Origin of the sequence: Nocardioides epinepheli (assembly GCF_037936805.1) — a bacterium.
In the GTDB taxonomy this organism is placed as follows: domain Bacteria; phylum Actinomycetota; class Actinomycetes; order Propionibacteriales; family Nocardioidaceae; genus Nocardioides.
This window is the reverse complement of the sequence record NZ_JBBMMC010000019.1, coordinates 20,423-40,410: the sequence shown is the minus strand read 5'-3', so window position 1 is coordinate 40,410 and position 19,988 is coordinate 20,423. Positions and strand designations below refer to the sequence as shown.

Below are 19,988 nucleotides of genomic sequence, written 5' to 3'. Positions count from 1 at the left end.
TCAGGCGGTGCGGACGCGGGCGCGGGCGTTGCGGCGCTTGAGCGCGCGCCGCTCATCCTCGCTGAGGCCACCCCAGACACCGTGGTCCTGTCCCGCCTCCAACGCCCACGCGAGACACTGCTCGCGCACGTCGCAGCGTCGGCACACCTGCTTGGCCTCCTCGATCTGGAGGATGGCCGGACCGGTGTTGCCGATCGGGAAGAACAGTTCCGGGTCCTCGTCGAGGCACGCAGAACGGTGACGCCAATCCATGGGTGGGTGGATCCTTGATCTCTCGTACGTGCAGGCAGGGGAGGTTGTCAGGCCTGCGGGCGCGCGTGGCGTTAATGTGTGTGAACGATTTCACGAGCGACGGTCAACAATGGCAACTATCGGCCCCGGGATCAAGTGTTTCTCGCCGCCGATATCAGTCTCGTCCGTCACAAACTGGTCATCTGGCCAGAGGCCCATCACTGCATTGGGATCGTCGACCCGGTCGTCGAACCCATGTCCCGAGAGCCGCTGCCCGCCGGGAGAGCCTTAGGCTCCTGTCGTGGATGCCCCCCGCCGGTCGCGGCCGCTACCCCTGACCCTCTCAGCGATCCTGGTCGCAGTGCAAGGGGTCACCCTGGTCGTGCTGGCCGGCCTCGCCTTCGCGGGCGTCGGAGGCGACGACTCCAGCGGATCCGGTGCCGCGTCGGCGGTGGGAATCTTCCTCGGGGCCTACGGGCTCGGGCTGCTGGCGGCCGCGTGGGGACTGTGGCAGGTCAACGGCTGGGCCCGGGGCCCGATCCTGATCACCCAGCTGGTCCAGCTGGGGATCGCGTGGAACCTGCGCGACATGCCCCTCTTGGCCCTCGGGCTGACCGTCGTGGCGGTCGCCACCCTGGCCCTGGTGCTCGTGCCGTCGAGCCGGCTCGCGCTGGAGCGCGAGGGACGGCCGGAGGATCCCGACTCGGTGTGACCCGAGCGGGTCCTCGGCCTAGTCCGGATCGGGTGCCTCCAAGGAGGTGCGCAACTGCTCCAAGGTCCGGTTGAGCAGCCGGGAGACGTGCATCTGGGAGACGCCGATCTCCTCCGCGATCTGGGACTGGGTCATGTTCTTGAAGAACCGCAGCAGCAGGATCTTCTTCTCCCGAGGCTCCAGGCGCTCCAGCAGCGGCTTGATGGACTCGCGGATCTCCACATGCTCCAGCCCCTCGTCCTCGATGCCGATCGCGTCGAGCATGCTCGAGCCGGCGCCGTCCTCGGAGTCGTCGCTGGCGTCGAGCGACAGGGTCGAGTAGGCGTTGCTCGACTCGATGCCCTCGACGATCTCCTCGACCGAGCAGCCGATCGTCTCCGCCAGCTCGCGGGCCGTGGGGGAGCGGCCGAGGGTCTGGGTGAGCTCGGCGGTGGCGGTGCTGATCTGCATCCGCAGCTCCTGCAGCCGCCGCGGTACCCGGATCGCCCACCCCTTGTCGCGGAAGTAGCGCTTGATCTCGCCGATGATCGTGGGGGTCGCGTACGTCGAGAACTCCACGCCGCGCTCGGTGTCGAAGCGGTCGATCGACTTGATCAGGCCGATGGTCCCGACCTGGACGAGGTCCTCGAACGGCTCGCCGCGGTTGCGGAACCGGCGGGCACAGTGCTCGACCAGGGGCAGGTGGAGGTGGACGAGCCCATCGCGCGCGTGGGCTCGGCTCGCCTCGGAGGCCTGCTCGTCGCGGAACTCGACGAACAGCTCGGCGCTGCGTTGCCGGGTCGCCTCGACACGGCTGGCTCGGGCGTCGGCGTCCGACCGTGCAGCGGCGTCGCCGTCGGGGGAGCTGGGCGGGCCGGACAGGTTGGAGGAGGTCACGTCAGCCCCCGAGGGCCGAGGAGGTCATCGTCATGGTGATCGAGATGTGACCGTCGGCCGACTCGATGTCAGCGGAGGAGGCAAGGGTGTCGAGGACCTGCCAGGCGAAGCTGTCGAGGTCGGGCACCGGGTTGCCGGCCGCGTCAGCACGGATGGTCACCGTCATCTGACCGGGAGAGAGGTGGAAGCCGCAGGTGAGGTCGCTGCCCGCATCGGCATGCTCGAGCACCATCGCGTTCGCCTCGCCGACCGCGATCCGCAGGTCCTCGATGTCGTCGATGGTGAAGTCGAGGCGGGCCGCCAGCCCGGCGGTGGTGGTCCGCAGCACCGAGGCGAAGGCGCTGTCGGCCGGCAGCCGCAGTTCGACGTCGGGGCGGGTGCTCGTGTCTGACATGGCACAGACCCTATATGCGCCGAGTCGGCGCTCGTGTTGAACACGAACGCCGACTCGGCAGTGTGTGGAGTAAGGCGATCAGGCCTTCTTGGTCTCCCAGAAGATCGTGGCGATCTCGTCGATCTTGGCCAGCAGCTCGTCGGCGACGGCGGGGTCGAGCGAGCCCTTGGTGCCCGAGGCACCGGCCAGCTTGGTGGCCTCGTTGACCAGCGTGTTCAGCTGGGGGTACTTCTCGAAGTGCGGAGGCTTGAAGTAGTCGGTCCACAGCACCCAGAGGTGGTGCTTGACCAGCTCGGAGCGCTGCTCCTTAATCAAGATGGCGCGGGTGCGGAAGTCGGGGTCGTCACTGGCGTCGGCCTTCTCGATGATGGCCTTGATCGACTCGGCCTCGATGCGGGCCTGGGCCGGGTCGTAGACGCCGCACGGCAGGTCGCAGTGCGCCTGGACCTCCAGCGAGGGGGCGAAGATGCGGGGCAGCAGGCGGGAGAGCATGCGAATCCTCTCGTTCGAGTGGTGCGAGTGATGGAACGGTCGATTGGGACACTACTCCGCATGACCGGTCGTGACTCCGCACCCCTGCGGGTGGTGGTCGTGCGGGGCCGGTCGATGCTGCCGACGCTGCGTCCGGGCGACCGCCTGCTGGTGCGGGGCCGGGTCGAGCCGCGAGTCGGCGACGTCGTGGTGGCGCGATTCGCAGACGACACCGCGGTGGTGAAGCGGATCGCCGAGCGGCGCGCCGCCGGCTGGTGGCTGCTCAGCGACAACGCGGCCGAGGGGCTCCTCGACTCGCGATCTCGCGGCGCCGTCCCCGAGGACGCCGTGCTGGGCGTGGTGGTCGCGCGGCTGTGGCCGCGACCGGGACGAGTGCGCCGACGGGTGTGACCCGGCTCTCAATGGACGGCCCGGACGACGTCGCGTGGTTGTGGGAGTATCCCGAATCGTGGCTGACAATGAGGCTAGGCAGGCCGGACCCGCTTCCCACCCGCGCGCCGGGGACCCCGTCTTCGACCTGCACGTCGGCGGGAAGATGCAGACCGTCTCGACCGTCGCCCTCGACGGCCGCGACGACCTGTCGCTGGCCTACACGCCCGGCGTGGCCCTGGTCTGCGAGGCGATCGCCGAGGATCCCTCGCTGACCCAGCAGTACACCTGGGTCCCGAACGTCGTCGCCGTGGTCACCGACGGCACCGCCGTCCTCGGACTCGGCGACATCGGTCCGGCTGCGGCGATGCCGGTGATGGAGGGCAAGGCGGTGCTCTTCAAGCAGTTCGGTGGGGTCGACGCCGTCCCGATCTGCCTCGACACGACCGACACCGAGGAGATCATCGAGACCGTCGCTCGGATGGCCCCGAGCTTCGGCGGGGTGAACCTCGAGGACATCTCGGCCCCGCGCTGCTTCGAGATCGAGGACCGCCTCAAGGAGCGCCTGGACATCCCGGTCTTCCACGACGACCAGCACGGCACCGCCGTGGTGGCGCTGGCAGCGCTGAAGAACGCACTGCGGCTCACCGGCCGCGAGCCCGCCCGGACGCGAGTGGTCATCTCCGGCGCCGGCGCGGCCGGCGTCGCGATCGCCAAGATCCTCATCGAGGCCGGCATCGAGGACCTGGTGGTCACCGACCGCAAGGGAGTGGTGCACTCCGGTCGCGGTGACCTCACCCCGGTCAAGCGGGCGCTGGCCGAGCTGACCGCCGACCGCACCGGGCGCAGCGGCACCCTCGCCGACGCGCTCGACGGGGCCGACGTCTACCTCGGCGTCTCCGGCGGCACGATCCCCGAGGAGGACGTCGCCCGGATGGCGCCGGAGGCGATCATCTTCGCCATGGCGAACCCGACCCCCGAGGTGCACCCCGACATCGCGCACAAGTACGCCGCCGTGGTGGCCACGGGCCGTTCGGACTTCCCGAACCAGATCAACAACGTGCTGGCCTTCCCGGGCATCTTCCGCGGGGCCTTCGACGTGCGAGCCAGCGCGATCACCGAGGGCATGAAGCTCGCCGCCGCCACCGCCCTGGCCGACCTGGTCGGCGAGGAGCTCAGCGCCGACTACGTCGTCCCCTCGCCCTTCGACCCGCGGGTCGGGCCGGCCGTCTCCTCCGCCGTGGCCGAGGCCGCTCGCGCCGACGGCGTCGCCCGGGCTTGAGCAGGGCGGCTTGTTACTGACCGTTCTGACTTGTTACTGACCGTCGTGACCTCTGACCTGCGCTTGCAAGCGCAGGTCAGAGGTAAGAACGGTCAGTAACAAGCGCCGCGACGATCAGCCCCCGGACGCGTTCGGGTCGCGCCAGACGCGCTCGAATGGCAGCCGCCAGGCGTGCGGGGCGATGAGCTGGTGGATGGCGTTGGGGCCCCAGGAGCCGGGCGCGTAACCGCGCACCGGCGGCGGGTTTTCGAGGAGCTGGGAGGACTTGTCCCACAGCGTCTCGATGCCGTCGGCGGAGGTGAACAGCGTGTGGTCGCCGCGCATCGCGTCGTAGATCAGCCGCTCGTAGGCCTCGAGCACCGCGCCGGAGCCGGTGGTCTCGACCGTCGCGAACTGCATCGAGACCTTCTCCAGCTTCATCCCGGGCCCGGGGCGCTTGCCGTAGAACGACAGCGACATCCGCGACTGGTCGGCCAGGTCGAAGGTGAGGTGGTCCGGGCCCTGGGTGCCGGCGTTCGAGCCCGCCGGGAACATCGACAGCGGTGGCTCCTTGAAGGCGATGGAGATGATCCGCGCCCCCTCGGCGAGCTTCTTGCCGGTGCGCAGGTAGAACGGGACGCCGGCCCAGCGCCAGTTGTCGATCTCCACCTTCAGCGCCACGAACGTCTCGGTGTCTGAGTCGTCGGCCACCTGCTCCTTTCCGCGATAGCCGGCGTACTGGCCGCGCACGACGTTGTGGGGCTCGATGGGTCGCATCGACTGGAACACCTTGAGCTTCTCCGCGCCGATCGGTCCCGGGGCCAGCGACGTCGGCGGCTCCATCGCCATGAACGCCAGCACCTGCATCAGGTGGGTGACCACCATGTCGCGATAGGCGCCGGTGGTCTCGTAGAACGCCGTGCGACCCTCCAGGCCGAGGGTCTCCGGCACGTCGATCTGGACGTGGTCGATGAAGTTGCGGTTCCAGATCGGCTCGAACAGACCGTTCGCGAACCGGAAGGCGAGGATGTTCTGCGCCGCCTCCTTGCCGAGGAAGTGGTCGATGCGGAACACCTGGTCCTCGCTGAAGACCTTGTGTACCTCCTCGTTGAGGCGTTTCGCGGAGGCCAGGTCGGTGCCGAACGGCTTCTCCATGATCACCCGTGCGCCGTCGACGAGGTCGGCCTCCTTGAGCTCGTGGATGACGTCGAGCGCCGCCTTGGGCGGCACGCTGAGGTAGTAGAGACGATCGACGTCGGTGGTGCCCAGGTCGGCGGTCAGCTCGACCTCGCACTCCTTGACGAGTCCCGCCAGCGCCGCGGGGCCGGCACTGGTGGGGACGTAGCGCAGCCGTGAGGAGAACGGCGCCCAGCGCTCGTCGGTGATGTCGCCCTTCCCGTACTCCTCGCAGGCCTCGCGTGCCAGCGCGTCGAACTGCTCGGGCGTGATGTCCTCCAACGACGTGCCGATGACCCGGTAGTCGGGCATCAGGTCCGACTCGACCAGCCGGAGGATGCCCGGCAGCAGCTTGCGCTTGGCCAGGTCCCCGGTCGCGCCGAACAGGACGATGACGTACGGCTTCTCCATGGCGACACCGTAGACCCCGGAAGCAGCCCGGGGACCCGCGGCGTGAGAGCCGCACCCGGAGCCACCGGACCGGGTCGCTACTGTCGCTCTATGTTCGCCGCCTACGCAGAGTCCTTCTCCGCCGAGTCGCCCTTGGACGGTCTCGTCCTCGGCGAGCGTCCCGAGCCCGAGGTTCCGGACGGGTGGACCACCGTGGAGGTGAAGGCCGCCTCCCTCAACCACCACGACGTCTGGTCGCTGCGCGGCGTCGGCCTCAAGCAGGACCAGCTGCCGATGATCCTCGGCTGCGACGCCGCCGGCCTCGACGAGGACGGCAACGAGGTCGTCGTCCACGCCGTGATCAGCGACCCGTCCTGGATCGGCGACCAGACCCTCGACCCGCGCCGCTCGCTGCTCTCCGAGCGCTACCAGGGCACGATGGCGGAGCGCGTGGCGGTGCCGCGGCGCAACCTGGTGCCGAAGCCGGCGTCGCTGTCGTTCACCGAGGCCGCCTGCCTGCCCACCGCATGGCTGACCGCCTACCGGATGCTGTTCACCCGCGGCGGCCTGAAGGCCGGAGACACCGTGCTCGTGCAGGGCGCCGGCGGCGGAGTGGCCACCGCGTGCATCATCCTGGCGCGCGCGGCGGGGCTGCGCGTGTTCGCGACCAGCCGGGATGAGACCAAGCGGGCCCGGGCGGTCGAGATCGGCGCGCACGAGGCCTTCGAGTCCGGTGTCCGCCTGCCGGTGAAGGTCGACGCCGTCATGGAGACCGTCGGCAAGGCCACCTGGTCCCACTCGATCCGCTCGCTGCGACCCGGCGGGACGATCGTCACCAGCGGCACCACCTCCGGGCCCGACCTCGACGACGCCGAGCTCACCCGGATCTTCTTCCTCCAGCTCAGCGTGGTCGGGTCGACGATGGGCACCCGCGACGAGCTCGCCTCCCTGGTGAGCCTGCTCGACGCCACCGGCGCTCGCCCCCTCATCGACCGCGAGCTCCCGCTCGCCGAGGCGCGCGACGGCTTCGCCGCCATGGCCGCGGGCGACGTTTTCGGCAAGATCGTCTTCACCGTCTGAGCCGCGGGTCCACCGATGGCCACCCACCTCGTCACCGGAGCGGGCGCCGGGATCGGCGCAGCGCTGGCCCGTCGCCTGCACGAGCGCGGCGACCAGCTCGTCCTCACCGCCCGCAACCGGGAGCGGGCCGAGTCGCTGGCCGACTCGTTCCCCGGTGCCCGCGTCGTCGTGGCCGACCTCGCCGATCCGGCCTCGCTGGAGCGCACGGTCGAGCCGGCGCTCGCCGACGTCGACCGGCTCGACTCGGTCCAGCACGTCGCCGGCGTCGTCGATCTCGCTCCGGTGGCCTCCATCGCGACAGCCGAGCTCCGCGAGCAGATCGACGTCAACCTGGTCTCGCCCGCGATCCTCACCCGGATGGTGCTGCCGGCCGTCCGCCGCGCCCGGGGCCTCGTGCTGTTCGTGAACTCCTCGGCCGGCCTCAACGCGAGCGCCGACTGGGCCGCCTACGCGGCCTCGAAGTTCGGACTGCGCGCCCTGGCCGACTCGCTACGGGCCGAGGAGCTCGAGCACGGGGTCCGCGTGACCACGGTGTTCCCGAGCCGCACCGCCACCGCGATGCAGGAGAAGGTGCACGAGCAGGAGGGCCGGGTCTACGACCCCTCGCACTGGCTGACGGCCGACACGGTCGTCGACACGATCCTGCACGTGCTCGACCTCCCGGCGTCCGCCACGATCCCCGAGGTGGTCGTGCGCCCGCTGGTGCCCCGTCCCGGCACCTGAGCGACCGCGACCGCGCCCGGGGACCGGCCGGCCCGAGCCGCTCGCGACCGGGCGCCTGTGGATACGTCCGGGATACTTTGAGGCGTTATCAACCTTTTGGAGGGCCCCGGAGGTTGATTACGCCTCAAAGTATCCCGGGCGGGGAGCTTGTCCACAGGCCGGCGAGGGGGCGGCGTGCGGGACGGATCGGATCGATTCGGAGCGTCCGGCCTGCTCAGCCTCCGAGCGCGGTGGGACGTCGATCGGCCCAGGGGCGTGCCGCCTCGAGCTGGGCGGCCAGGGTGAGGAGGTCGGAGTCGGCGCCGAGCCGGCCGACGAACTGGACGCCGAGGGGCAGCCCGTCGGGTGTCCAGTGCAGCGGCACGGTCATCGCCGGGCGACCGGTGAGATTGGCGAGCTGGGTGTAGGGCACCCAGCCGAGGTTGTCGGAGATCATCTGTTCCACGATCGGGGTGAAGCGCAGCAGGCCGGCCGACCTCGCCTTGAGCAGCGCCTTCTGGGCCTGGAGCAGTCGGGGCGCGACGTCGAAGGCGCCGATGCGCGGGGGAGCGGTGGCGGTCGTGGGCGTGAGCAGCAGGTCGTGGTGCTCGTGGAACTCGGCCAGGCGTCGCACGTGCTGGTGGCGGTTCTCGATGGAGCGGATCAGGTCGACGGGCCTGGTCGCGCGGCCCAGCGCCGCCATGAGGAGGGTGTCGGGCTCGAAGCCCTCGTCGCCGCTGCCGCTGATGCGCTTGGCCTCATCCACGGAGTAGGCGCAGTAGGCGAACCAGCTGGTGAGGAAGTCCCTCGCCAGGGCTGCGTCGTCGTAGGGCTGGGTGTCGAGCTGGACGACGTCGTGGCCGAGGTCGCTGAGCAGCTCGGCCGCCGACGCCGCCGCCGCGAGCGCCTCGGAATCGGGGGTGGGGTTGATCGAGCTGGCGGTGCAGACCGCGATCCGCAGCCGGCCCGGCTCGCGTCCGACCGCACTCGCGAAGCTCTGGGCGGGCATCGCGGGCAGGTACGGCGAGGTCGGATCGGGGCCGCACAGCACGTCGAGCATCGCTGCGGTGTCGCGGACGGTGCGCGAGACCACCCCGTGGGTGGCCGTGCCGCCCAGCGGCTCGCCGCTTGCCGGTCCGGAGGGGATCAGGCCGCGGGAGACCTTCAGGCCGAACAGGCCACAGGCCGAGGCGGGGATCCGGATCGATCCGCCGCCGTCACTGGCGCCCGCGCACGGCACGATCCCGGCCGCCACGGCAGCGGCGGAGCCGCCCGAGGAACCTCCCGGCGTCCGGTCGGTGTCCCACGGATTGCGGGCCGGACCGAGCAGGTGCGACTCGGTGATGCCCTTGGCGCCGAACTCCGGGGTGTTGGTCTTGCCGAAGATCGACAGGCCAGCATCGAGCCAGCGCTGGACCACGGTGGCGTTCTCGGGTGCAGGAACCCTCGCCAGCGCCCGGGAGCCACCGGTCGTCGGGTAGCCGGCGAGGTCCTGGCCGAGGTCCTTGATCAGGAACGGGACCCCGGCGAACGCGCCGCCGCCGGCCCTGGCCTGTGGAGGCTCGACGTCGGCGACGATCGCGTTGATCCGCCCGTTGACCTCGGCGGCCCGCGCCCGCGCCGTGTTCAGCAGCTCGCCCGGCGACACCTCGCCGGAACCGACGAGCTCGGCGAGCCCGACGGCGTCGTACCGGGCGTACTCCTCGTGCTCCATGGCGGCACCCTAGGGCGTCCGCCAGGGCTCCGGGCAGACTTGTGCGGGTGCGATGGCTTGGGATGCTCGTGGCGATGACGGTGGACGCGGTGCTGGTGATCGTGTTCGCCACGATCGGGCGGTTCAGTCACGAGGAGGGCGTCACCCTCGGCGGCGTGCTCGAGACCGCGTGGCCGTTCCTCGTGGGGCTCGCCCTCGCGTGGACGCTGCTGGTCTGGCGCGAGGCGCGTCCTCGCTCGCTCGGCAGCGGTGCGGTCGTCTGGCTCGGCACCCTCGTGGTCGGCATGGTGCTGCGCCACCTCACCGACGCCGGCACCGCGACGCCGTTCGTGATCGTGGCCACCCTCACCCTGGCGTTGTTCCTGCTCGGCTGGCGACTCGTGAGCATCACGACGACCCGTCGAGACGGCGCACGAGCATCCGCGGCGCCCTGATCCGGTAGCTCTCGGTGACCAGCTCGGCCACCTCCTCCCAGTCGGTGGAGTCGTCGAGCAGCAGCGCGACGACGTCGTCGCCCCACGACAGCGTGAAGAACGGCGGCCCGGCGTGGCTGAGCGCGAGGAGCTCCTCGCCGGTGGAGCGGAAGATCAGCCCGGGAAGGTGCTCGTGCCCGGAGCGGGTGCTGGTGGTCTCCGGGCTGAGCATCAGCACGTGGGCGAAGGTGTGCTTGCGGACCCGCCAGCGCACGCCGGTCCACGCCTCCTCCTCGTAGGCATCCGGCAGCGCGGTCGCGATCCGGCCCACCCGCTCGACGAGAACGAGATCGGGTTCGGGGCGGCCGGAGACCATGGATCGCACGCTACGGGCAGCCACCGACATTCCGCCCTGACGACGTCCCGGCGCCGGCCCCGGAGATCGGTGAGGAGGTTTCGTCGGCGCTGGACGAGCTCGTTCCTCGCCCGTCCGGCTTGCTCAACCTCCGAGGTCGCCTCGTAGGGTCAAGACCGTGATCGTCGTGAACCGGTTCCGCGTGCCCGAGGCCGACGGGCCGGCGTTCCGCGAGGACCTCCAACGCGCCCACGACGCTCTCGCCGCACGCCCCGGCTTCCTCACCGGCACCCTGGGCCGCAACGTCGACGACCCCGAGCTGTGGGTGCTCACCACCACCTGGGAGCACGTCGGCGCCTACCGGCGGGCGCTGTCCTCCTACGACGTCAAGCTGCACGCCGTGGCGACGCTCGGTCGCGCGATCGAGGAGCCGAGCGCCTACGAGGTGGCGGGCCCGGGGACCGACCTGAATATCCAGCAGACGCGCTCGTTAGGCTGATTGGAACGATCGACAGCCAGTCGACCGAACCCCAGCCATCCAGGAGAACCCCGTGGCCAAGCCGCCGCCGTCCGCCGTCGACCAGGTCGTCTCGCTCGCCAAGCGCCGAGGCTTCGTCTTCCCCAGCGGTGAGATCTACGGAGGCACCCGCTCGGCGTGGGACTACGGCCCGCTCGGCGCGGAGCTGAAGGAGAACATCAAGCGCCAGTGGTGGAAGTCCATGGTGCAGATGCGCGACGACGTCGTGGGGCTCGACTCCAGCGTCATCCTGCCGCGCCAGACCTGGGAGGCCAGCGGCCACGTCGCGACCTTCGCCGACCCGCTCACCGAGTGCCAGAGCTGCCACCGGCGGTTCCGTGCCGACCACCTGCAGGAGGCCGCGGCCGAGAAGCAGGGCGGCGACGTCAACCCCGACGACATCGACCTCGCCACGCTCGCCTGCCCGCACTGTGGCACCCGCGGCGCCTGGACCGAGCCGCGCGCGTTCTCCGGGCTGCTCAAGACCTACCTCGGTGTCGTCGACGACGAGTCGGGCCTGCACTACCTGCGCCCCGAGACCGCGCAGGGCATCTTCTTGAACTTCGCCAACGTGGTCACCAGCACCCGCTCCAAGCCGCCCTTCGGCATCGCCCAGGTGGGCAAGAGCTTCCGCAACGAGATCACGCCGGGCAACTTCATCTTCCGCACCCGCGAGTTCGAGCAGATGGAGATGGAGTTCTTCGTCAAGCCCGGCGAGGACGAGGAGTGGCACCAGTACTGGATCGACGAGCGCACCCGCTGGTACGTCGACCTCGGCGTCGCCAAGGAGAACCTGCGGCACTACGAGCACGCCCAGGAGAAGCTGAGCCACTACTCCAAGCGCACCGTCGACATCGAGTACCGGTTCAACTTCGCCGGCTCCGAGTGGGGCGAGCTCGAGGGCATCGCCAATCGCACCGACTTCGACCTCAAGACCCACAGCGAGGCCTCCGGCAAGGACCTCAGCTACTTCGACCAGGCCAACAACGAGCGCTACGTGCCCTACGTCATCGAGCCGGCGGCCGGACTGTCCCGCAGCCTGATGACCTTCCTCGTCGACGCCTACACCGAGGACGAGGCGCCCAACACCAAGGGCGGGGTCGACAAGCGCACCGTGCTGCGGCTCGACCCCCGGCTCGCGCCGGTCAAGGTCGCCGTCCTCCCGCTCAGCCGCAACGCCGACCTCTCACCCAAGGCCCGCGACCTGGCCGCCGAGCTGCGGCAGGGCTGGAACGTCGACTTCGACGACGCCGGCGCGATCGGCAAGCGCTACCGGCGCCAGGACGAGATCGGCACGCCGTACTGCGTCACGGTCGACTTCGAGACCCTCGACGACCACGCCGTCACCGTCCGCGAGCGGGACTCGATGGCCCAGGAGCGGGTCTCCCTCGACCAGATCACGCCCTACTTCGCCGAGCGCCTCCTCGGCTGCTGACCCTCCCGTCCCACCTCGCTGGCGAGGCAGGATGGGGCCATGTCCGTCGACGCGGCGTTCGAGGCGACCCCGCGGGAGTGGTTCCTCCCGCCGGGGGAGCGGGACCGGGCCGACCACGACGGTCCGATCCCGATCGGCCACGGAGCGACGAACTCCCAGCCGCGCACCGTGGCGGCCATGCTGGGCCTGCTCGACGTGCAGCCCGGACAGTCGGTCCTCGACGTCGGATCCGGGTCGGGGTGGACCACCGCGCTGCTCGCCTGGCTGGTCGGCCCGACCGGCCGGGTCCTGGGGCTGGAGCTCGAGCCCGACCTCGTGCGCTTCGGTCGCGACAGCCTCGCCCGCACGCACCGGCCGTGGGCCCGCATCGAGCCCGCCTCCGACACCCTCGGACGGCCGGCGCAGCCGGACCCGGCCGACGGCGGCGACGTCGTCGCCTACGACCGGATCCTGGTCTCGGCCGCTGCCACCGCGCTGCCTGACACCCTCCTCGAGCAGCTGACCCCCACCGGAGTCCTGGTCGTTCCGGTCCGCTCGACCCTTCTGCGCGCCTCTCTCCCCGGCCCGCGCATCACCCGGCACGGGACCTACCGTTTCGTCCCCCTGCGCTAGGGCGGCGCCGGACGCCGCCCAGACCGCACGCTGACGGACACCGCAGCTGCTCTGAATACGCCCGGTATGCCGACGCACCTGCGGCACCGTCTTCGCACGACCCAGACGACGCCGGCCTCCACCAGCAATAGGGAGACACGCCCTGGGTGCCGCATCATGGAGATGTGACCACCGCTCCGTATTCGCCACTGCGCCTCGGCTCGCTGACGGTCCAGACGCCGGTGGTCCTGGCCCCGATGGCCGGCATCACCAACGCCGCCTACCGCCGCCTGTGCGCCGAGCAGGGCGCCGGCCTGTACGTGTGCGAGATGATCACCTCCCGCGGCCTGGTCGAGGGTGATGAGACGACCAAGCGGATGCTGGTCTTCGACGACCTCGAGACCACCCGGTCGGTGCAGCTCTACGGCACCGACCCGGTCTACGTCGGCAAGGCCACCGAGATCCTGTGCGGCGAGTACGGCGTCGCCCACGTCGACCTGAACTTCGGCTGCCCGGTGCCGAAGGTCACCCGCAAGGGCGGCGGCGGGGCGCTCCCCTGGAAGCGCAACCTGCTCGGCCAGATCCTCCAGCACGCCGTCGCGGCGGCCGAGCCCTACGGCGTCCCGGTGACGATGAAGACCCGCAAGGGCCTCGACGCCGACCACCTCACCTATCTCGACGCCGGCCGGATCGCCGGCGAGTCCGGCTGCGCGGCGATCGCCCTGCACGGGCGCACGGTCTCCCAGGCCTACAGCGGAGCCGCCGACTGGGACGCGATCGCCGCGCTCGTCGAGCATGCCGACATCCCGGTGCTGGGCAACGGGGACATCTGGGAGGCCGCCGACGCGCTGCGGATGGTCGAGGAGACCGGCGTCGCGGGCGTCGTCGTCGGGCGCGGCTGCCTGGGCCGGCCGTGGCTGTTCCGCGATCTCGCCGCGGCGTTCGCCGGTGACGACGTGAAGACCCTGCCGACCCTCGGCGAGGTGGTGGTGATGATGCGGCGCCACGCCGAGCTGCTGTGCGAGCACATGGGGGAGGAGCGCGGCTGCAAGGAGTTCCGCAAGCACGTCACGTGGTACCTCAAGGGGTTCGCCGCCGGTGGCCCGATGCGCCAGTCGCTCGGCCTGGTCGACTCCCTTGCCTCCCTCGACGCGCTGCTCTCGCAGCTGAACGCCGCCGAGCCGTTCCCGGTCTCCGAGCTCGGTGCCCCACGTGGCCGGCAGGGCTCGCCGAGGGAGCGGGTCGTGCTCCCCGAGGGCTGGCTCGACGACACCGACGGCACCGGCTGCGTGCTGCGCGAGGACGCCGGGGAGACCACCGGCGGGTGACTTGAGCCGGACCCGTCGTGACGATCGACACCGTCCACAGATTTGGTTGAGATTGACCCGATCGACCGCGGGTGTGCTTCACTCGTGTCTTCGTGCCGCTCGAACCACCGCGCTGTGGGCCACAACGTCGTGGCAGGGCACCTTCCCCGACTTGCACGACCGTGACCTGACCTCGACCGCAAAGGATCAGCGCTGTGGCTCAACATCGCCACAAGCGGGACACCAATGCCCGCCGACTCTTCGGAGCGCGACTTCCCCGCCCCCGTGCCGGCCTCCTCGCCGCACCGCTCGCCGTGATCGCCACAGCCGGCGCCGTCTCCATCGGCGTGCTCGGAGCCGACGTACCGGTGGCGCCGGTCATGGCGGCGCCCACTCCCGTCGTCGGAGACACCGCGGCCACCGCTGCCGGCGAGGCCGTCGGCACCCGTGACAGCCTCTCGCGAGGCGGCACCCGCCGCGCGGGCGACGACGCGACCACCACGGTCGAGCCCGCTGCGAAGAAGAAGACGAAGAAGGACAAGGCCCCGAAGCTCAGCGCCGAGGAGCGCCAGATCCGCGAGATGCTCGCGCCCGCCGCGGTGACCCGGGCGATCGCCAAGGCCGACACCGAGCTGTGGACCACCGAGTCGCTGAACCTGTGGACGACCCCCGGTGAGGACGCCGACAACACCGGCGAGGTCGACGCCGGCGAGCAGGTCGTCGTCACCGGCCGCGAGATGCTCGACCGCGTCGAGATCGTCTGGGAGAAGGACGAGACGCGCTGGGTGACCGCCGGGTACCTCACCGAGGACGAGCCGTTCACCCTCGGCGGGGAGTGCACCAACGGCACCTCGGTGTCTCCGGGCGTGAGCCCCAACATCGTCAAGGTCCACGAGGCCGTGTGCGCCGAGTTCCCCGACATCACCGTCTACGGCACCTTCCGCGGCGACGGCGAGCACGCGCAGGGCATCGCGGTCGACATCATGGTCTCCGGCGCCGAGGGTCAGGCCGTGGCCGACTTCGTGCGCAAGTACTACGCCGAGCTCGGCGTCAGCTACGTCATCTACGCCCAGCACATCTGGTCGGTAGAGCGCTCCGGCGAGGGCTGGCGCGGCATGGAGGACCGGGGCTCGGTCACGGCCAACCACTACGACCACGTGCACGTCACGACGTACTGACCTCTTCAGGCCCGGGGTCGCGCACGTGCGTGATCCGGCGGATCGGCGAGGGCGACATAGGCCGCGTCGTACGGCGTCAGGTCGGCGCGCAGCTCCCAGACTCGGGGGAGGAGCGGTGTCGGATCGTGCCGCGCGATCGCCGCGGCGTCCAGATCCCGCAACGCCAGCTCGGCCCGCTCCGGCGTGGCGTGGCCACCCAGCGCGAGGCCTCGTAGAGCGGCGGTGACCTCGACGCCGAGAAGCGACGGCGCGTGCACGGACACCTCGGGATCGCTCCAAGGACCGGCGCAGTTCGGTGAGTGCGAGATCCGACAGCGACACGCCTTCCAACGCGGCGCGCGCCTTGAGGCGTCGGAGAACGTCCTCGGGCACGTTGCGAGATCTGGATCATGGTCACGCTTCCAGGCTGGGTCGCAGGTGCGGCACATGCCGTCATGTGGGACCGATGCTCGCCGCGACCGACCGGAGCCAGCTGCGTTGCCGACGGGTCTCGACCGCCCGGCGGTGGTAATGCTCGCGCACCCACGCGACGGCGTCGTCCGGGGCGAGACGGTCCCGTGCGCCGCCCATCGTGGCGAGGAGGGCGAGGGCGGTGCCGGTGCGGCCGACGCCGCCAGCGCAGGCGATCTCGACCCGTTCGGTCGCCGCGCGTTCGAACGCCTCGCGCAACGCAGCCACGGCGTCGGCGGTGCAGCGGGGCAGCCCGAAGTCGCGCCACGCCACCCATCGACTCGGCCACGGCGTCGGTGCCGGTGCGCGGGCCAGCAGGTACACGGCGAAGTCCGGCGCTCCAACCTGGGCTCGTGGACGGCGCACGCCGGTGCCGCGCACCCGCCGGCCGTCGGGGAGCACGACCACGCCCGGCTCGTCGGCCCAGCTCGAGATCCTCATCGGCTGAGTCTTCCAGGGGGGTGATGGTCCTCTCGGAATCCTGTGGGGTCGTGGCGGGTTAGCCGATCAGTCCGTCCGTCCACGAACGAGGGATCCGCGCATGTCCGCCCGCCCCCGAGCTCTGGCTGCCCTCGCGGTCGCCATCGCGATGATCGCGAGCGCCTGCGGCGGCGGCTCGAACGAACGCCCGACGCCGAGCACCCCCGCCGACTCATCCGCTGCGGGCACGGGAACCCCGACGCCGCAGCCGGGGCCGGCCGGCACCGAGCGGCCATCGGCGCGGCCGCCGTCGGCCGCCGAGCAGGCGACCCTCGACCGGCGGCTGCGCGCCGCGGCCTGGGCCGACGACGTGCCGCGCGCGCGGCGGCTGATCCGCCAGGGCGCCGACGTCAACGCCAAGGACGACACCGAGCAGTCGGCCTACCTGATCGCCACCAGTGAGGGCTACCTCGACCTGCTGCGCCTCACCCTGCGCCACGGCGCGCGGATCGACGACAAGGACAGCTGGAACGGCACCGGGCTGATCCGGGCCGCCGAGCGCGGTCACGGCCTCGTGGTCGGTGAGCTCCTCGGGGCGGGTATCGACCGTGACCACGTCAACCGGATCGGCTACCAGGCCATCCACGAGGCGATCTGGCTCGGCGAGGACACCCCTGCGTACGCAACGACGGTGCGGGTGCTGGTCGCCGGCGGCGTCGAGCTCGACCGTCGCTCGCCCTCGGCCGGGCTGACGCCGTCGGAGATGGCCCGCGAACGCGGGTACTCCCGGCTGGCCGACATCATGGAGACCGTGACCACCGCAGAGCGTCCCAGCGATCCCGATCGCGCCCTGCTGCGCGCCGCCGAGGACGGCGACGCCGACGCGGTGGCGCTCGCTCTCCGCGCGGGTGCCGACATCGAGGCCCGCGACAGCAACGAGCGCACCGCGCTGCTGTTGGCCGCCACCTTCGACCGGGTCGCGGCCGCCCAGGTGCTGGTCGCCATGGGAGCCGACCCCGACGCGCTCGACGACCGCCACGACACCCCCTGGCTGGTCACCGGAGTCACCGGCAGCGTCGCGATGCTCGAGGCGCTCCTGCCCGCGAACCCCGACCTCACGATCCGCAACCGGTTCGGCGGCCTGTCGCCGATCCCGGCCGCCGAGCGGGGGCACGCCGACTACATTCGACGTGTCGTTCGCACCGACGTCGACCTCGATCACGTCAACGATCTCGGCTGGACCGCGTTGCTCGAGGCGGTGATCCTCGGCGACGGGGGACGAGACCACCAGGAGATCGCGCGGCTCCTCCTCGACGCCGGCGTCGACCGAGACATCGCCGACCGCGACGGCGTCACCGCCCTCCAGCACGCCGAGCAACGCGGCTACACCGAGATCGTCCGGCTGCTGCGGGGTTGAGCCGCCCCGCCGCCGGAGGTTGAGCAAGCGCCGCAAGCGAGCGCTCGTTGATTGATCGAACCCGGCCCCTCGTGCGCCCAGCGTTCCTGAGGCCGGAGGTTGAGCAAGCGAGCGCAAGCGAGCGACGACGAAACCCCGGCAACCGTCGCTGCCAGGGTTCCCGAGGTCGGTTGCGAGGTTTCGTCGGCGCGGGGCTCGCTCGTTCCTCGCTCGTCCCGCTTGCTCAACCTCCGGGGGTCGTCTTGCCCGTCCCGGTCGTTCAACCCCCGAAGGGCCTCGCACGCCTGCCGTCGCGGTCCGCCACTAGGCTCACGCCCGATGGATGCCAGCGACCTCTACGACGACGCCGCACGCGAGCGGCTCGTGGAGGAGCCGCCGAAGCGGGTGGACGCCCCGATCCGCACCCCGTTCGAGCGTGACCGCGCCCGGGTCGTGCACGCGGCGTCCTCGCGGCGGCTGGCCGCCAAGACGCAGGTGGTGGGTCCGCAGTCCGACGACTTCGTGCGCAACCGGCTCACCCACTCCCTCGAGGTCGCCCAGGTGGCGCGGGACCTGTCGCGGGCGCTGGGCAGCCAGCCCGACATCGCCGAGACCGCCGCGCTCGCCCACGACCTGGGCCATCCGCCGTTCGGGCACAACGGCGAGCGGGCCCTGGCCGCGATCAGCGCGGAGTGCGGCGGCTTCGAGGGCAATGCCCAGACGCTGCGGCTGCTCACCCGCCTGGAGGCCAAGACCTTCGACGGCGACCGCTCGGTCGGGCTGAACCTCACCCGCGCGACGCTCGACGCCTGCACCAAGTACCCCTGGGGCATCGGCGAGGGCCCCTTTCCCGGCAAGTTCGGGGTGTACGCCGACGACCGGCCGGTCTTCGACTGGATGCGCGCCACGCAGCCCGGGCAGCGCCGGTGCCTGGAGGCGCAGGTGATGGACCTGGCCGACGACGTCGCCTACTCCGTCCACGACGTCGAGGACGGAGTCGTCGCCGGACGCCTCGACCTGACCAGGCTCGACCGCGCCGCCGTCGCGGAGGCGACCCGCGCGTGGTACCTCCCCGACGTCGCTGACGAGACCGTGGCGGAGGTCCTCGACGACCTCGCCCGCATCGACATCTGGCCCTCGACGCCGTACGACGGCAGCCGGCGTCACCTGGCGGCGCTGAAGAACCTCACCAGCGACGTGATCGGCCGGTTCTGTGGCGCGGTCCAGCAGGCGACCTTCGCGGCCGCCCCCGGGCCGTTCGTGCGGTTCCGGGCCGACCTGGTCATCCCCGAGCAGACCGCGCTCGAGATCGCCGTCCTCAAGGGCATCGCGGCGCACTACGTGATGCAGGCCGCCGACCGGGTCGCCCTCCTCGGCCGCCAGCGCGAGCTGCTGGCCGAGCTGGTGGAGGCGCTTATCGACCGCGGCCCCGACGCGCTGGACCGGCCCTTCGCCGACGACTGGCACGCCGCCGCTGACGACGCCGCCCGGCTCCGCGTGGTCATCGACCAGGTCGCCTCGCTCACCGACGCCAGCGCGGTCGCCCGGCACGCCCGGCTCGTCGACGGAGCCGTAGCCTCGACGCCGTGAGCGATCCACTCGTCTGGCTGCCGTTCGATCCCTCCGAGCTCGGCGAGGTGCCCGCCGGCCTGCGCTACGAGGTCGTCGACCCGGTCGACGGCGACGTGCCGGACTCCGTGGCCGACGTCGCGTTCTACGTGCCGCCCTACCGCGTCGGCCCCGAGCTCACCGCCGTCCTCCCGCGGATGGCCTCGCTCGAGGTGATCCAGACCCTCACCGCAGGCGTCGACAACTTCGCAGGCCAGGTGCCCGACGGCGTGACGCTGTGCCGCGGGGCCGGCATCCACGACACCTCCACCGCCGAGCTCACCCTCGCGCTGGTCCTCGCCGCCCAGCGCGACATCCCCGACTTCGTCCGAGCCCAGCAGCGCCATGCCTGGGCCGGGCAGTGGCACCGCTCGCTGGCCGACTCGCGAGTGCTCCTGATCGGCCACGGCGCGATCGGACGAGCGATCGAGGCGCGACTCCAGCCGTTCGAGACCACGATCACCCGGGTCGCGCGGACCGCGCGTGACGGCGTCCACTCCTTCGCCGAGCTGCCGGACCTGCTGCCCGAGGCCGATGTGGTGATCCTGATCGTGCCGCTCACCGAGGAGACCCGCGGTCTGGTCGACGCCGCCTTCCTCGACCGGATGCGCGAGGGAGCCCTGTTGGTCAACGTCGCCCGAGGGCCGGTCGTCGTCACCGACGACCTGGTCGCCGCACTTCAGGCCCGGAGGGTCCGGGCGGCGCTCGACGTCGTCGATCCCGAGCCGCTGCCCTCGGACAGTCCGCTGTGGGAGGCGCCGGGGGTCCTCATCACCCCGCACGTGGGCGGCCTCAGCGCGGCGATGTGGCCGCGCGCCTACCGCGTGGTGGGCGAGCAGTTGCGCAGGTACGCCGCCGGCGAGCCGCTCGAACACGTGATGGCCGCGAACGGCTACAGCCTGGATCCACGCTGAGCCCTCG

23 protein-coding genes are annotated in these 19,988 nt (G+C 71.3%); 14 read left to right on the top strand and 9 right to left on the bottom strand.

Annotated elements, in window-relative coordinates:
* On the bottom strand, positions 1-252 hold the full coding sequence (locus WMR31_RS20280) for a WhiB family transcriptional regulator (protein WP_027863177.1): 252 nt from the start codon (positions 250-252) through the stop codon (positions 1-3).
* Positions 253-532: 280 nt separating this feature from the next.
* Here WMR31_RS20280 and WMR31_RS20275 point away from each other — a divergent pair, with 280 nt between their 5' ends.
* Positions 533-943, top strand: a complete 411-nt coding sequence (locus WMR31_RS20275; protein ID WP_340540711.1) for a hypothetical protein — start codon at positions 533-535, stop codon at positions 941-943.
* An 18-nt stretch (positions 944-961) separates the two neighbouring features.
* Here the strand turns inward: WMR31_RS20275 and WMR31_RS20270 are convergent, their stop codons facing one another.
* The 3 genes from WMR31_RS20270 to sodN all read right to left on the bottom strand — a co-directional run bounded on the left by WMR31_RS20270 (position 962) and on the right by sodN (position 2,705).
* Complete coding sequence (locus WMR31_RS20270) at positions 962-1,819, bottom strand: RNA polymerase sigma factor SigF (RefSeq protein WP_340540710.1); 858 nt, start codon at positions 1,817-1,819, stop codon at positions 962-964.
* Between the two features lies 1 nt (position 1,820).
* Complete coding sequence (locus tag WMR31_RS20265; RefSeq protein WP_340540709.1) at positions 1,821-2,213, bottom strand: ATP-binding protein; 393 nt, start codon at positions 2,211-2,213, stop codon at positions 1,821-1,823.
* Positions 2,214-2,291: 78 nt separating this feature from the next.
* Entirely contained in the window at positions 2,292-2,705 is a 414-nt protein-coding gene (sodN, locus tag WMR31_RS20260) for a superoxide dismutase, Ni (protein ID WP_445321658.1), read from the bottom strand.
* Positions 2,706-2,765: 60 nt separating this feature from the next.
* Between sodN and WMR31_RS20255 the strand changes: the two genes are divergently transcribed.
* A complete protein-coding gene (locus WMR31_RS20255; protein ID WP_340540708.1) occupies positions 2,766-3,095 on the top strand; it encodes a S24/S26 family peptidase in 330 nt (109 codons plus the stop codon).
* 58 nt (positions 3,096-3,153) lie between these two features.
* Positions 3,154-4,356, top strand: coding sequence for an NAD(P)-dependent malic enzyme (locus WMR31_RS20250; protein WP_445321657.1), 1,203 nt, complete (start codon positions 3,154-3,156; stop codon positions 4,354-4,356).
* Between the two features lie 114 nt (positions 4,357-4,470).
* Here WMR31_RS20250 and zwf read toward each other — a convergent pair whose 3' ends face one another.
* Entirely contained in the window at positions 4,471-5,922 is a 1,452-nt protein-coding gene (gene zwf / locus WMR31_RS20245) for a glucose-6-phosphate dehydrogenase (protein WP_340540707.1), read from the bottom strand.
* Positions 5,923-6,012: 90 nt separating this feature from the next.
* Between zwf and WMR31_RS20240 the strand changes: the two genes are divergently transcribed.
* A complete protein-coding gene (locus WMR31_RS20240) occupies positions 6,013-6,981 on the top strand; it encodes a zinc-binding dehydrogenase (protein ID WP_340540706.1) in 969 nt (322 codons plus the stop codon).
* A gap of 15 nt (positions 6,982-6,996) precedes the next feature.
* Entirely contained in the window at positions 6,997-7,704 is a 708-nt protein-coding gene (locus WMR31_RS20235; RefSeq protein WP_340540705.1) for an SDR family oxidoreductase, read from the top strand.
* 214 nt (positions 7,705-7,918) lie between these two features.
* Here the strand turns inward: WMR31_RS20235 and WMR31_RS20230 are convergent, their stop codons facing one another.
* Entirely contained in the window at positions 7,919-9,397 is a 1,479-nt protein-coding gene (locus WMR31_RS20230) for an amidase (protein ID WP_340540704.1), read from the bottom strand.
* Between the two features lie 74 nt (positions 9,398-9,471).
* On the opposite strand from WMR31_RS20230, the gene WMR31_RS20225 reads away from it, so the two are divergent.
* Positions 9,472-9,831 carry a DUF3054 domain-containing protein gene (locus tag WMR31_RS20225; protein WP_340540703.1) on the top strand — a complete coding sequence of 120 codons (360 nt, stop codon included), beginning with the start codon at positions 9,472-9,474 and terminating at the stop codon, positions 9,829-9,831.
* On the opposite strand, the gene WMR31_RS20220 is transcribed toward WMR31_RS20225, so the two are convergent.
* The gene (locus tag WMR31_RS20220; protein WP_340540702.1) at positions 9,785-10,186 is read right to left on the bottom strand and encodes an MmcQ/YjbR family DNA-binding protein; all 402 of its coding nucleotides are present in this window, start codon (positions 10,184-10,186) and stop codon (positions 9,785-9,787) included. The genes WMR31_RS20225 and WMR31_RS20220 overlap by 47 nt on opposite strands.
* A gap of 157 nt (positions 10,187-10,343) precedes the next feature.
* Between WMR31_RS20220 and WMR31_RS20215 the strand changes: the two genes are divergently transcribed.
* From WMR31_RS20215 to WMR31_RS20195, 5 genes are all read left to right on the top strand, one after another.
* The gene (locus WMR31_RS20215; protein WP_340540701.1) at positions 10,344-10,664 is read left to right on the top strand and encodes an antibiotic biosynthesis monooxygenase family protein; all 321 of its coding nucleotides are present in this window, start codon (positions 10,344-10,346) and stop codon (positions 10,662-10,664) included.
* Positions 10,665-10,716: 52 nt separating this feature from the next.
* Positions 10,717-12,117, top strand: coding sequence for a glycine--tRNA ligase (locus tag WMR31_RS20210; RefSeq protein ID WP_340540700.1), 1,401 nt, complete (start codon positions 10,717-10,719; stop codon positions 12,115-12,117).
* A 39-nt stretch (positions 12,118-12,156) separates the two neighbouring features.
* Positions 12,157-12,729, top strand: a complete 573-nt coding sequence (locus tag WMR31_RS20205; RefSeq protein ID WP_340540699.1) for a protein-L-isoaspartate O-methyltransferase family protein — start codon at positions 12,157-12,159, stop codon at positions 12,727-12,729.
* A gap of 236 nt (positions 12,730-12,965) precedes the next feature.
* On the top strand, positions 12,966-14,036 hold the full coding sequence (gene dusB, locus WMR31_RS20200; protein WP_445321659.1) for a tRNA dihydrouridine synthase DusB: 1,071 nt from the start codon (positions 12,966-12,968) through the stop codon (positions 14,034-14,036).
* Between the two features lie 194 nt (positions 14,037-14,230).
* A complete protein-coding gene (locus tag WMR31_RS20195) occupies positions 14,231-15,193 on the top strand; it encodes a VldE C-terminal domain-containing protein (RefSeq protein ID WP_340540697.1) in 963 nt (320 codons plus the stop codon).
* A 5-nt stretch (positions 15,194-15,198) separates the two neighbouring features.
* On the opposite strand, the gene WMR31_RS20190 is transcribed toward WMR31_RS20195, so the two are convergent.
* A complete protein-coding gene (locus WMR31_RS20190) occupies positions 15,199-15,456 on the bottom strand; it encodes a type II toxin-antitoxin system VapC family toxin (RefSeq protein ID WP_340540696.1) in 258 nt (85 codons plus the stop codon).
* 169 nt (positions 15,457-15,625) lie between these two features.
* Positions 15,626-16,084, bottom strand: coding sequence for a protein-tyrosine phosphatase family protein (locus tag WMR31_RS20185; protein ID WP_340540695.1), 459 nt, complete (start codon positions 16,082-16,084; stop codon positions 15,626-15,628).
* Between the two features lie 100 nt (positions 16,085-16,184).
* Here WMR31_RS20185 and WMR31_RS20180 point away from each other — a divergent pair, with 100 nt between their 5' ends.
* The 3 genes from WMR31_RS20180 (at position 16,185) to WMR31_RS20170 (ending at position 19,981) form a co-directional block, all read left to right on the top strand.
* The gene (locus WMR31_RS20180) at positions 16,185-17,480 is read left to right on the top strand and encodes an ankyrin repeat domain-containing protein (RefSeq protein WP_340540694.1); all 1,296 of its coding nucleotides are present in this window, start codon (positions 16,185-16,187) and stop codon (positions 17,478-17,480) included.
* A gap of 318 nt (positions 17,481-17,798) precedes the next feature.
* Positions 17,799-19,049: a deoxyguanosinetriphosphate triphosphohydrolase gene (locus WMR31_RS20175; RefSeq protein ID WP_340540693.1), complete on the top strand. Its 1,251-nt coding sequence runs from the start codon at positions 17,799-17,801 to the stop codon at positions 19,047-19,049.
* Positions 19,046-19,981, top strand: a complete 936-nt coding sequence (locus WMR31_RS20170; RefSeq protein WP_340540692.1) for a 2-hydroxyacid dehydrogenase — start codon at positions 19,046-19,048, stop codon at positions 19,979-19,981. The genes WMR31_RS20175 and WMR31_RS20170 overlap by 4 nt, the downstream gene beginning before the upstream one ends.
* The last annotated feature ends 7 nt before the right edge of the window (positions 19,982-19,988 follow it).